Source organism: Burkholderia sp. GW821-FHT14F03, from assembly GCF_058803765.1.
The window spans coordinates 24,626-36,637 of record NZ_JBXAPG010000045.1; the positions used below are offsets into that span (position 1 = coordinate 24,626).

General features: G+C 71.2%; 11 protein-coding genes. 7 read left to right on the top strand and 4 right to left on the bottom strand.

The genetic code is table 11. The features are described 5' to 3' along the window. Positions 1 to 12: 12 nt before the first annotated feature. Genes ureC through ureG form a run of 4 tightly spaced genes read left to right on the top strand, consistent with a single transcriptional unit; the run spans position 13 to position 3,694 of the window. Complete coding sequence (ureC, locus tag AC1RQF_RS26075) at positions 13 to 1,719, top strand: urease subunit alpha (protein ID WP_492873275.1); 1,707 nt, start codon at positions 13 to 15, stop codon at positions 1,717 to 1,719. A gap of 17 nt (positions 1,720 to 1,736) precedes the next feature. Continuing rightward, positions 1,737 to 2,366 carry an urease accessory protein UreE gene (gene ureE / locus AC1RQF_RS26080; protein WP_492873276.1) on the top strand — a complete coding sequence of 210 codons (630 nt, stop codon included), beginning with the start codon at positions 1,737 to 1,739 and terminating at the stop codon, positions 2,364 to 2,366. Further along, a complete protein-coding gene (locus AC1RQF_RS26085; protein ID WP_274001603.1) occupies positions 2,353 to 3,033 on the top strand; it encodes an urease accessory protein UreF in 681 nt (226 codons plus the stop codon). The genes ureE and AC1RQF_RS26085 overlap by 14 nt, the downstream gene beginning before the upstream one ends. Positions 3,034 to 3,043: 10 nt before the next feature. Next, positions 3,044 to 3,694, top strand: a complete 651-nt coding sequence (ureG, locus tag AC1RQF_RS26090; protein ID WP_274001602.1) for an urease accessory protein UreG — start codon at positions 3,044 to 3,046, stop codon at positions 3,692 to 3,694. A gap of 25 nt (positions 3,695 to 3,719) precedes the next feature. On the opposite strand, the gene waaA is transcribed toward ureG, so the two are convergent. The 4 genes from waaA to AC1RQF_RS26110 form a co-directional block, all read right to left on the bottom strand. Next, positions 3,720 to 5,045, bottom strand: a complete 1,326-nt coding sequence (waaA, locus tag AC1RQF_RS26095; protein WP_274001600.1) for a lipid IV(A) 3-deoxy-D-manno-octulosonic acid transferase — start codon at positions 5,043 to 5,045, stop codon at positions 3,720 to 3,722. A gap of 31 nt (positions 5,046 to 5,076) precedes the next feature. Then, entirely contained in the window at positions 5,077 to 5,961 is an 885-nt protein-coding gene (kdoO, locus tag AC1RQF_RS26100; RefSeq protein WP_274001598.1) for a Kdo hydroxylase KdoO, read from the bottom strand. A 15-nt stretch (positions 5,962 to 5,976) separates the two neighbouring features. Continuing rightward, positions 5,977 to 6,972, bottom strand: coding sequence for a lipopolysaccharide heptosyltransferase I (gene waaC / locus AC1RQF_RS26105; RefSeq protein ID WP_274001597.1), 996 nt, complete (start codon positions 6,970 to 6,972; stop codon positions 5,977 to 5,979). A gap of 170 nt (positions 6,973 to 7,142) precedes the next feature. Continuing rightward, the gene (locus AC1RQF_RS26110) at positions 7,143 to 8,537 is read right to left on the bottom strand and encodes a phosphomannomutase/phosphoglucomutase (protein ID WP_492873277.1); all 1,395 of its coding nucleotides are present in this window, start codon (positions 8,535 to 8,537) and stop codon (positions 7,143 to 7,145) included. A gap of 137 nt (positions 8,538 to 8,674) precedes the next feature. Here AC1RQF_RS26110 and AC1RQF_RS26115 point away from each other — a divergent pair, with 137 nt between their 5' ends. The 3 genes from AC1RQF_RS26115 to AC1RQF_RS26125 are packed head-to-tail and all read left to right on the top strand — an operon-like array spanning position 8,675 to position 12,010. Beyond that, the gene (locus AC1RQF_RS26115; protein ID WP_492873278.1) at positions 8,675 to 10,018 is read left to right on the top strand and encodes a lipopolysaccharide biosynthesis protein; all 1,344 of its coding nucleotides are present in this window, start codon (positions 8,675 to 8,677) and stop codon (positions 10,016 to 10,018) included. Beyond that, entirely contained in the window at positions 10,015 to 10,842 is an 828-nt protein-coding gene (locus AC1RQF_RS26120; RefSeq protein WP_274001591.1) for a glycosyltransferase, read from the top strand. Before AC1RQF_RS26115 ends, AC1RQF_RS26120 begins: the two co-directional genes overlap by 4 nt. A gap of 31 nt (positions 10,843 to 10,873) precedes the next feature. Continuing rightward, on the top strand, positions 10,874 to 12,010 hold the full coding sequence (locus AC1RQF_RS26125; RefSeq protein WP_274001590.1) for a glycosyltransferase family 4 protein: 1,137 nt from the start codon (positions 10,874 to 10,876) through the stop codon (positions 12,008 to 12,010). The last annotated feature ends 2 nt before the right edge of the window (positions 12,011 to 12,012 follow it).

The following is a 12,012-nucleotide window of genomic DNA, read 5'->3' on the forward strand; positions in this document are numbered from 1 at the left end:
GGAATTCCCACCATGACACTGCGCCTGAGCCGCCGCGCGTACGCGGAAATGTTCGGCCCGACCACGGGCGACCGCGTGCGCCTCGCGGATACCGAGCTGTTGATCGAGATCGAGCGCGACTGCACGATCTACGGCGAAGAAGTGAAATTCGGCGGCGGCAAGGTGATCCGCGACGGCATGGGCCAGTCGCAGCGCAACGCCGCCGAGGTCGCCGACACCGTGATCACCAACGCGGTGATCCTCGATCACTGGGGCATCGTGAAAGCGGACATCGCGCTGAAGGGCGGCCGGATCGCGGCGATCGGCAAGGCCGGCAATCCGGACATCCAGCCCGGCGTGACGATCGCGATCGGCGCGGCCACCGAGATCATCGCGGGCGAAGGCATGATCGTGACCGCGGGCGGCATCGATACGCACATCCACTTCATCTGCCCGCAGCAGATCGAGGAAGCGCTCGCCTCGGGCGTCACGACCATGCTGGGCGGCGGCACCGGCCCCGCGGCCGGCACCAACGCGACCACCTGCACGCCCGGGCCCTGGCACCTGGAGCGCATGCTGCAGGCGGCCGACGGCTGGCCGATCAATCTCGGCTTCCTCGGCAAGGGCAATGCAAGCCTCGCGCAGCCGCTCGTCGAGCAGATCGCGGCGGGCGCGATCGGCCTCAAGCTGCACGAGGACTGGGGCACCACGCCGGCCGCGATCGACACCTGCCTGTCGGTGGCCGACGACACCGACACCCAGGTCGCGATCCACACCGACACGCTCAACGAAGCCGGCTTCGTCGAATCGACGGTCGCGGCGTTCAAGGGCCGCACGATCCACACCTACCACACCGAGGGCGCGGGCGGCGGCCATGCGCCCGACATCCTCAAGGTGTGCGGCGAGCTGAACGTGCTGCCCTCGTCGACCAATCCGACCCGGCCCTACACGATCAACACGCTCGACGAGCATCTCGACATGCTGATGGTGTGCCACCACCTCGACCCGTCGATCGCCGAGGATCTCGCCTTCGCCGAATCGCGGATCCGCCGCGAGACGATCGCGGCCGAGGACATCCTGCACGACCTCGGCGCGCTGTCGATGGTGTCGTCGGATTCGCAGGCGATGGGACGGGTGGGCGAGGTGATCCTCCGCACCTGGCAGTCGGCGCACAAGATGAAGGTGCAGCGCGGCGCGCTGCCCGGGGACGGCGCGCGCAACGACAATTTCCGCGCCAAGCGCTACGTCGCGAAGTACACGATCAATCCGGCGCTCACGCACGGCATCGCGCACGAGGTCGGCTCGATCGAGCCCGGCAAGTGGGCGGATCTCGTGCTGTGGGAGCCCGCGTTCTTCGGCGTCAAGCCCGCGATGGTGCTCAAGGGCGGCATGATCGCGCTGGCCCAGATGGGCGACCCGAACGCGTCGATCCCGACGCCGCAGCCTGTCCACTACCGCGAGATGTTCGCCACGCGCGGCGGCGCGCTCGCGCGCACCTCGCTCACCTTCGTGTCGCAGCTCGCGGCGGACGCCGGCATCGCCGCGCGCTACGGGCTCGCGAAGCACGTGGTGCCGGTGCGCGGCTGCCGCACCGTGACCAAGGCCGACATGATCCACAACGCATGGCGGCCGTCGATCAGCGTCGATCCCGAGACCTACGACGTGGTGGCCGACGGCCAGCTGCTGACCTGCGAACCCGCGGCCGTGCTGCCGATGGCGCAGCGCTATTTCCTGTTCTGACGTTTCCGCTTCCGCCCATGCGCACGCTCGACAAACGCATCGCTCCGCACGTGAAACTCGCCGCCTCGCTCGTCGCGCGCGCGCCGGTGCTCACGCTCCCCTACGACGCGCGCTGCCGCAGCCGGCTCGCCGCGACCCTCGACGACGGCGAGGCGGTCGCGCTGCTGCTGCCGCGCGGCACCATCCTGCGCGACGGCGACGTGCTGGTCGCGGACGACGGCGGCCTCGTGCGCGTCGCGGCGGCCGCCGAGGCGGTGCTGCGCGTGCGCGCGCCGGACCCGCTCACGCTCACGCGCGCCGCGTACCACCTCGGCAACCGGCACACGCCCGTCGAGATCGGCGCGGACCGCCTGACGCTCGAATACGATCCGGTGCTGGCCGACATGCTCGCGCGGGTCGGTGCGACGGTCGAGCGGGTCGACGCGCCGTTCCATCCGGAGGCCGGCGCATACGGCGGCGGCCATCGCCACGGCCACGACGCGAGCTTCGCGGAGGACTATGCGCTCGCGCAGCAGGTGTTCGACGAACGCCACGGGCACTCGCACTCGCACTCGCACTCGCACGACCACGACCACGACCACGACCACGACCACGACCACCAGCATGGCCCGTCGTGCTCGCATACGCACGGCCATGGACACCGCTGAACTGCTCGCGCTGCTGCATCTCGCCTCGCCGGCGCTGCCGATCGGCGCATTCAGCTATTCGCAGGGGCTGGAAGCCGCGCTCGACGCGCAGCTGATCCGCGACGCCGACAGCGCGCGCGACTGGATCGCGAGCGGCCTCGCGGACGTGCTCGCGCACGGCGAGCTGCCGTTCGTCGCGCACCAGCTCGCGCGCTGGCGCGAGCACGACGCGCCCGGGCTCGCGGCGGCCAACGAGGAGTTCGTCGCGAGCCGGGAGTCGTCGGAGCTGCGGCGCGAGACCGAACAGATGGGCTGGTCGCTCGCGCAGCTGTGCGCGTCGCTCGAATGGGGCGACGCGGCGCGCCGCGCGACGCTCGCCGCGCTCAGGCCGATCGCGCTGCCGACTGCGTTCGCGTTCGCGGCCGCCGCGCACGACGCGCGCGCCGACGCGACGCTGACCGCCTATGCCTTCGGCTGGATCGAGAACCAGACCGCCGCCGCCTTGAAGGCCGTGCCGCTCGGCCAGCTGGCCGGCCAGAAGATCCTGGTCGCGCTGCGCGCGCCGATCCGCGATGCCGTGGCGCGCGCGCTCGCCATCGCGCCCGACGCGCTCAACACCTTCGCGCCGCAGCTCGGCATCCTGTCCGCGCGTCACGAAGCGCAATACTCCCGGCTGTTCCGCTCCTGAGCCCACGATCATGAATGCATCCTCGCCCTCCTCCCCAGCCCGTCGCACCAAGAAGCTGCCGCCGCTGCGCGTCGGCATCGGCGGCCCGGTCGGCTCCGGCAAGACCACGCTGCTCGAAATGCTGTGCAAGGCGATGCGCGCGCAGTACGACCTCGTCGCGATCACCAACGACATCTACACGAAGGAAGACCAGCGCCTGCTGACCGTGGCGGGCGCGCTGCCCGAGGAACGGATCATGGGGGTCGAGACGGGCGGCTGCCCGCACACGGCGATCCGCGAAGACGCGTCGATCAACCTGGAAGCCGTGGAACGCATGCTCGCGCGCTTCCCCGACGCGGACATCGTGTTCATCGAATCGGGCGGCGACAACCTGGCCGCGACCTTCAGCCCCGAGCTGTCGGACCTGACGATCTACGTGATCGACGTCGCGGGCGGCGAGAAGATCCCGCGCAAGGGCGGCCCCGGCATCACCAAGTCGGACCTGCTCGTGATCAACAAGACCGATCTCGCGCCGATGGTCGGCGCGAGCCTCGAGGTCATGGCCGCGGATACGGAGAAGATGCGCGCCGCGCGCCCTTACGTGATGACCAATCTGAAGACGCTCGACGGCGTGGCCGAGGTGGTCGCGTTCATCGAGCGGCGCGGCCTGCTGCGGCTGTAGCCGGCAGGCCGCGCGCGTCGAACGCTTACGCGGGATCGGGCAGGCGCGCGAGCAGCACGTCGAGCGTGCGCGCGGTCGCGCCGCGATGGCGCGCGGCGAACGCGGCGGCCGCCGCGCCCATCGCGACGCGCCGGGCGCGATCGGCGAACAGCGCGTCGAGCGCGCGCGCGAGATCCGCGGGATCGCGCACCTGCTCGGCCGCGCCGGCCGCGACGGCGTCGGCCGTGGCCTGCGTGAAATTGAACACGTGCGGCCCGATCAGCACCGGCACGCCGACCGCGCAGGCCTCGATCAGGTTCTGGCCGCCGAGCGGCAGCAAGCTGCCGCCGATGAACGCGACGTCGGACGCCGCGTAGTACGCACCCAGCTCGCCCATCGAATCGCCGAGCAGCACCGCGACGTCGGCCGGCAGCGCGGCGGGCGCCACGCGCTCGGACGCCGCCGGCGCCGCGCCGGGCGCCCACGCGGAGCGGCGCGCGCAGCTGAGGCCGCAGCGCTCGACCAGCGCCGCCACCTCGTCGAAACGCTGCGGATGACGCGGCACGAGGATCAGCAGCGCACCCGGCGTCGCGAGCGCCGCGAACGCCTGCAGCACCAGCGCTTCCTCGCCTTCCCGCGTGCTCGCCGCGACCCACACCGGCCGCGCGCCGATCGCGGCGCGCCAGGCGCGCCCGCGCGCCGCCAGTTCGGGCGGCGTCGTCATGTCGAATTTCAGGTTGCCGAGCACCGCGACCTGGCGCGCGCCCAGCGCGCTCAGGCGCTCCGCGTCGGCCGGGCTCTGCGCGAGCACCCGCGCGAAGCCGCCGAACACGTCGCGCGCCGCCGCGCCGAAGCGCGCGGCGCGCCGGTACGAGCGCGCCGACATCCGCGCATTGGTCAGCACGAGCGGCACGTCCGCGCGACGGCATTCGTCGATCAGCGTCGGCCACACCTCGGTCTCCATCACGAGGCCGAGCGCCGGCCGCCACGCGCGCAGGAACCGGCGCACCAGGTGCGGCATGTCGTACGGCAGATAGCAGCGCAGCACGCGCGCGCCGAACAGCTGTTCGCCCGTCGCGCGGCCGCCGGGCGTCATGTGGGTCAGCAGGATCTTCGCGTCGGGCCGCGCGGCCAGCAGGGCCTCGACGAGCGGCTGCGCGGCGCGCGTTTCGCCGACCGACACCGCATGAATCCAGATCAGCGGCGCGGCGTCGTCCGGGCCGCGCGCGGCCAGCGCATGCGCGTCGCGACGGCCGAAGCGCTCGGCGATGTGCTCGCGATAGCCCCGCTCGCGCCGCGAACGCACCCACAGCCGCAGCACGGCGAGCGGCGCGACGATCCACCACAAAGCGCGATAGATCGCCCTCAGCATCGCGAGCCCGCCCGCATCGAGAGGCGCGCGCTCAAACCAGCGCCCTGCCTTGCAGGCGCTCGAGGATGCCGAGCGGCGCGCACTCGGGGCGCGCCATCGCCTCGACGGGCAGGAAGAAGGTCTGCTCCATCATGAATTGTCCGGACATCACCGCGTGCGAGGTCTGGTCGGAGAAGCAGATCCACACGCTGCCGGGCGGGAACGGCATGGTTTCCTGCGCGCTGTCGCGCTGGTAGTCGAGATCGGCCTTCATGCGGTCGTGCAGGTTCAGCATCAGGTGGTCGTACGCGCTGCGCTTCGACTTCGTCACGTGCAGCAGGTCGAACAGCCACGCGGCGCCCGGCAGCTGCGGCCTGATGTGCGGCAAAAAGCGCCGCGCGACCGCCTCGAACGGCTCGCCGACCCGCCACACGCGCGGCGCGCCGGCCGGATTCACGTTGGTGAACACGCGCAGGATCCGCTCGCCGTAGTTCGGCCGCGACGGGAACGCGTCGACGTGGAGCCGGCTGTCGTCCTTGCGCCAGGACGTCTGGCGGGTCTCGACCTGCATCAGGCGCAGGCTCGTCGGCGCGACGCGCAGCCGGCCGCGATACTCGGGAAAGAGGCCGTCGACGAGCGAGCCCGCCTGCTGCTGGAAGCGCGCGACGAGCGCGCGCACCGCCGACTGCATGACGCTGTCGCCGAGCACGCCCGCGAGCGCGCCGCCGTTCGGCGCGAGGCTGATGTTCTTGCGCTTCGGGTCCGCGAGCGCGGGATCGAGCAGCGCTTCCTCGCCGCCTTCGATCGCGAAGCGCAGGTTCGGAAAGTACAGCACCTTGCCGGTCTCGACCGCGGCGAGCAGCTGCTCGCGCGGCACGGAAAGATTGCGCCCGCTCCAATCCGCGGACGCCACTTCGATGATCTGGGATTCGCTCATGATCGCCTGGGTGAATTACAGGAGGCCGAATGCCTCGAGCGCGGCCTGGACCTGCGCCAGCGACGCCGGCTGGCCGGCCGTGCCGAGATTGACGACGTTGGGCGACCAGTAGCCGCCGGTGCGCCAGGCCGTGGCGAAATTGTACAGTTCGACGGTCGGCCGCTTCAGCGCGGCGGCAATGTGAACCAGACCTGTGTCAACCCCGACGGTCGCGGCCGCGCCGTCGATCAGGCCCACCACCGCGGGCAGCGACAGGCGCGGCGGCACGATCGCGGCCGCGCCGAAGCCCGCCGCGAGCCGCTCGCTCGTGATCCGCTCGGCCTCGTTGCCCCACGGCAGCACGAGCGACGCGCCGCGCCGCACCAGCGCCTGGCCCAGCTCGCGCCACGCGGCGTCCGGCCACTGCTTGTCGGCGCGCGAGGTCGCATGCACGAACACCACGTAGGGCACCGGCAGGTTCAGGTCGAGCGCCGCCAGCGCGCGCGCCGCCGCGCCCGTGTCGAGGCCGAACGCGATCGGATCGGTGGGCGCGGGCGCCGGATCGCCGAGCGCGGCCGCGGCCAGCTGGCGCGAGCGCTCGACCACGTGGGTGCGCGGCGCGATCGGCACGCGCCGGTCGTAGAAGAAGCGCACCGGCCACTCGTAGCCCGCGCCGTCGGTCCGGTTGCCGAGCCCGACGAGCGGGCCGCGCGCCCAGCTCGCGATCCACGCGGTCTTGATCAGGCCCTGGCAATCGATCACGAGATCGTAGTGCTCCTCGGCGAGCCGGCGCCGGAACGCGCCGATCTCGCGCCAGGTCGCGCCCGAGCCGAGCCGCTTGCGCCAGCGGCGCAGCGAGAACGGCAGGACGTTGCGCACGCCGTCGACGAGCCGCACGAGGTCGGCGAAGCTTTCCTCGACGAGCCAGTCGATTTGCGCATCGGGATGCCGGCGCCGGATATCGGCGATCACCGGCATGTTGTGCACGACGTCGCCCAGCGACGACACCCGCACGATCAGAATCTTTTGCACGCTGAAAAAAAGCCGGCGAACGGCCGGCAGGGGCAGAAAGGGGGGATTTTATCGCGATGCGGCTCGGAGAACGGCAAAAAGCGGCGCGCGCTCGCGCGCCGCGCCGCTTTCGGGGCCGAACTTGCGCCCGCGCAACCGGCGCGGGCCGCCGGGCGCACGCCCGGCTTCGCTCAGAACGGCAGCTGCGCGTCCGGCTTGGCGGCCGTCAGCGCGGCGCGGAACGCCGCCTTGATGCGCTCGATTCCGGCCTCGCTGGTCGCCTCGAAGCGCAGCACGACGACGGGCGTCGTGTTCGACGAGCGCGCGAGCCCGAAGCCGTCGGGGTACTCGACGCGCAGGCCGTCGATCGTCACGATCTCGTCCGCGCCGTCGAAGCGCGCATTCGCGCGCAGCGCGTCGATCAGCTTCACGTTCTCGCCTTCCTCGAGCTTCAGTTGCAGCTCGGGCGTCGAGATCGAATTGGGCAGGCCGTTCAGCAGCGCGCTCGGATCGGCGACGCGCGCGAGGATCTCGAGCAGCCGCGCGCCGGTATAGAGGCCGTCGTCGAAGCCATACCAGCGGTCCTTGAAGAACACGTGGCCGCTCATCTCGCCCGCGAGCGGCGCGCCCGTCTCGCGCAGCTTCGCCTTCACGAGCGAGTGGCCGGTCTTCCACATCAGCGGCTCGCCGCCCTTCTCGCGCACCCATTGCGCGAGATTGCGCGTGCACTTCACGTCGTAGATGATCTGCGCGCCCGGGTTGCGCGACAGCACTTCCTCGGCGAACAGCATCAGCTGGCGGTCCGGATAGATGATCTGGCCGTCCTTCGTGACGACGCCCAGGCGGTCGCCGTCGCCGTCGAACGCGAAGCCGATCTCCGCATCGGTCTCGCGCAGCGCGCGGATCACGTCCTGCAGGTTCTCCGGGTGCGCCGGATCCGGGTGGTGGTTCGGGAAATGGCCGTCGATCTCGGTGAACAGCTCGACCACCTCGCAGCCGAGCGCCTTGAACAGGCGCGGCGCGAGCTGGCCCGCGACGCCGTTGCCGGTGTCGACGACGAGCTTGAGCGGACGCGCGAGCTTGATGTCGCCGACGATGCGCTCGAGGTAGGCGTCGGCCAGGTCGCATTGCTCGTAGCTGCCGCTGCCCGACGCGAAATCGTTCGCGACGATGCGCCGGTACAGCGCCTGGATCTGCTCGCCGTAGATCGCCGCGCCACGCAGCACCATCTTGAAGCCGTTGTAATCGGGCGGGTTGTGGCTGCCCGTGACGACGATGCAGGAGTCGATGCGGCGCTCGCCGCCCGCGAGCGCGAGCGGCACGCTCGCGCCGAAATAGCCGACGGGGGTCGGCACCATGCCGACGTCGACCACGTCGACGCCCGCGGTGCGCAGGCCGTCGGCCAGCGCACCGATGAGATCCGGCCCGGACAGGCGTCCGTCGCGGGCCACCACGACCGCGTCGCCGCCCTGGGCGCGCACTTCGCTGCCGAATGCGAGGCCGATCGACCGCGCGACGCCCACGTCGAGCGTCTTGCCGATCACGCCCCGAATGTCATACGCCTTGAAAATGGATTGCGAAATCATCGATTCACTCTCTGTCGTGCATGTAAAAATCTGGCCGCCGCGCCGGCCGGCGCGGGCCGGATCAGGTGAGGAACGGGCCCGATCCCACTTATAATGGCCGGTTTCAGAAACGCGGATCGCGCCATTCTAATGCCTGGATGCTTCAATGCAGCAAAGTCGCGCGCAAAAGCGGCCGGCGCGGTCATCTTGCGTACATTCCCGCCCCGTCACCGATGCTGAAACCCCTGCTCGCGCGCATCGCCAACCCCGACGTCGCCAAGGCCGTCGCCAATCTGGTCTGGCTGGGCCTCGAACGGCTCACGCAGATCGGCGTCGCGATCGCGATCAGCGGCCTGCTCGCGCGCTATTTCGGGCCGGACGTGTTCGGCAAGTGGCAGTACGCGAACACGCTGCTGCTGGTGCTCGCGCCGCTCACCTGGGTCTGCGGCGCGGAAATCCTCGTGCCGACCATCGTCCAGCGCCCGCCCGCGCAGCTCGGCGCGGTGCTCGGCAGCGCGTTCGCGCTGCGCTTCGTGGTGTCGGTCGCGGCGCTCGCGCTGACCTGGGCCGGCATCGCGGCGGGGCTCGTCGATCCGCTCGTCGGCGCGATGCTGGCCGGCCTCGCGGTGACGATGGTGCTGCGCGAGCCGTTCGTCGGCGTGATCAACGCGTGGCTGCAGAGCATGACCTACAGCAAGCCGCAGCTGCTCGCGAGCATGGCCGCCGCGCTCGCCAAGGCGCTGCTGGTGTGGCTGCTGGTGCGGGCCGCCGCCGCGCCCGCGCGGTTCGGCTGGCTGTGGGCGCTCGAGGCCGCCGCGATCGGCGCGGCGCTGCTGCTCTACTACCGGCGCCGCCATGGCGGCAGGCTCGGCTGGCGCCTCGACCGCCCGCTGTTCCGCCACTTCGCGACCGCGGGCACGGTGTTCTGGCTCGGCCTCATCTGCATGTACCTGTTCCTGAAGCTCGACCGGCTGATGCTCGAGCGCCACGTGTCGTTCGCCGAGCTGGGCCGCTACGCGGCCGCGCAGCAACTGAACGAAAATTGGATCACGCTAGCGCTGATGCTCGCGCAGACCCTCGCGCCCGCGTTCGTGTACCGGGTCCAGGATCTCGCGCGCCTGCGCCGCAACGTGTGGCGGCTGATCGCCATGACGGCCGCGCTGATGGCCGCGGGCGCGCTCGTGCTCGACCTGCTCGCCGGCGTGATCATCGGCCGCGTGTTCGGGCCCGGCTACGAAGCCTCGGTCGAGATCTTCCGCTGGGCCGTGTGGCTGTCCGTCCCGGCCGGCATCGAGGCGATCGGCAATCTCATCGTGCTCAAGTACCAGGCGAAATTCGTGCTGCTGACCAAATGGCTGCTCGCGCTCGCGTGCGCCGCGCTCGTCAACCTCGTCGCGATTCCCCGGCTCGGCCTGTACGGCGCGCTGGTCGGCCTCGCCGCCGGCTACCTGGCGGCGGCGGCCGTCAATTTCCACTACATCCGTTTCAAGCTGCGCCCATGACGCCCACCTCCTCCCCGCGCGCCGCGCTCGATGACGTCGCCGTGCTGATGCCCGTCTACAACGGAGGCGACGACGTCGCGCGCACGCTCGCCTCGTTCCGCGAGGACGCGCGCGTCCACGTCCTGATCGTCGACGACGGCAGCACGCCGCCGATCGTCGCGCCGACACTGCCGGGCCTCGTCGTCGAGGTGCTGCGGATGCCGCGCAACGTCGGCATCGAGCGCGCGCTCGCGGCGGGCATCGACGCGCTCGCCGCGCGCGGCTTCCGCTACGCGGCGCGCATCGACGCGGGCGACCTCGCCGCGCCGGGCCGGCTCGCCAGGCAGTTCGCGTATCTCGAGGCGAACCCGCGGGTCGCGGGCCTCGGCATGTGGACCCAGGTGGTGAGCCGCGACGGCCGGCCGCTGTTCATGCTCACGCCGCCCGCCGAGCCCGCCGCGCTGCGCCGCACGCGCTTCTTCCGCTCGCCGTTCGTGCATCCGTCGATGATGCTGCGGATCGACGCCGTGCGCGCGGTCGGCAACTATCGCGCGCACTATCGCGCGGCCGAGGATCTCGATCTGTTTTTGAGACTGATGGCGCGCTACGATTGCGCCAACCTGCCGGAGCTCGGGCTGTACTATGAGCTGAACGAGGGCGGGATCAGCGCGACGAAGCGGCGGCGCCAGGTCGGCTCGACGCTCGCGTTGCTGCTGCGCCATTTCAACCCGCTCAACCCGTACGACTGGGCCGGGCTCGCGAAGAACCTGCTGCACTTCGTGACCCCGTACCGGATGCTGCAGCGGATCAAGCGCGCGCTGTTCGGCGCGAACCGCTCCGCCTGATGCGCGCCCCGATTTTTTTGCGAATTTTTTCATGAGCCTTGCCACGCCATTGCGCATCGTCCTCGTCTGCAATACCGCCTGGGCGATCCACACCTACCGCCACGGGCTGCTGCGGATGCTCGTCGCGCGCGGCGCGCAGGTGACCGTGCTCGCGCCGCGCGACCGCACGGTCGAGCCGCTGATCGCGATGGGCTGCCGTTACCTGGAGCTGCCCGTCGCCTCGAAAGGCACCGATCCGCGCCAGGACCTGCGCACGCTCGCCGCGCTGTACCGGCACTACCGGGCGATCCGGCCGCACCTCGTGTTCCACTACACGATCAAGCCGAACATCTACGGCTCGATCGCCGCGTGGCTCGCGCGCGTGCCGTCGATCGCGGTGACCACCGGGCTCGGCTACGTGTTCATCCAGCCGAGCCGCGCGGCCCAGGTCGCGAAGCGGCTGTACCGGTTCGCGTTCCGGTTCCCGCGCGAGGTCTGGTTCCTGAACCGCGACGACCTCGCCACCTTCGAGCGCGAACGGCTGCTCGCCCATCCGGCGCGCGCGCGGCTCCTGCATGGCGAAGGCGTCGATCTCGAACAGTTCGCGCCCGCGCCGCTGCCCGCCGGCGACGCGCCCGTGTTCATCCTGATCGGCCGCCTGCTGTGGGACAAAGGCGTGCGCGAATACGTCGAGGCGGCCCGCATCGTGCGCGCACGCGAACCGCGCGCGCGCTTCCAGCTGCTCGGGCCGCTCGGCGTCGACAATCCGAGCGCCATCGGCCGGGCGGACGTGGACGCGTGGGTCGGCGAAGGCGTGATCGAATATCTCGGCGAGGCGCACGACGTGCGGCCGCATATCGCGGCGGCCGACTGCGTGGTGCTGCCGTCGTACCGCGAAGGCGTGCCGCGCACGCTGATGGAAGCGTCGGCGATGGGCCGCCCGATCGTCGCCACCGACGTACCCGGCTGCCGCGACGTGGTCGACGACGGCGTGACTGGCCTGCTGTGCGCGGTGCGCGACAGCGCGAGCCTCGCCGGCCAGCTGGAACGGATGCTGTCGATGGACCCCGCCGCGCGACGCGCGATGGGGGAACGAGGCCGGCGCAAGGTCGCCGACGAGTTCGACGAGGCGCGCGTCGTCGCGCGCTACCAGGATACGATCCGCGCCCAGACGGGCGCCTCACTCTGAGG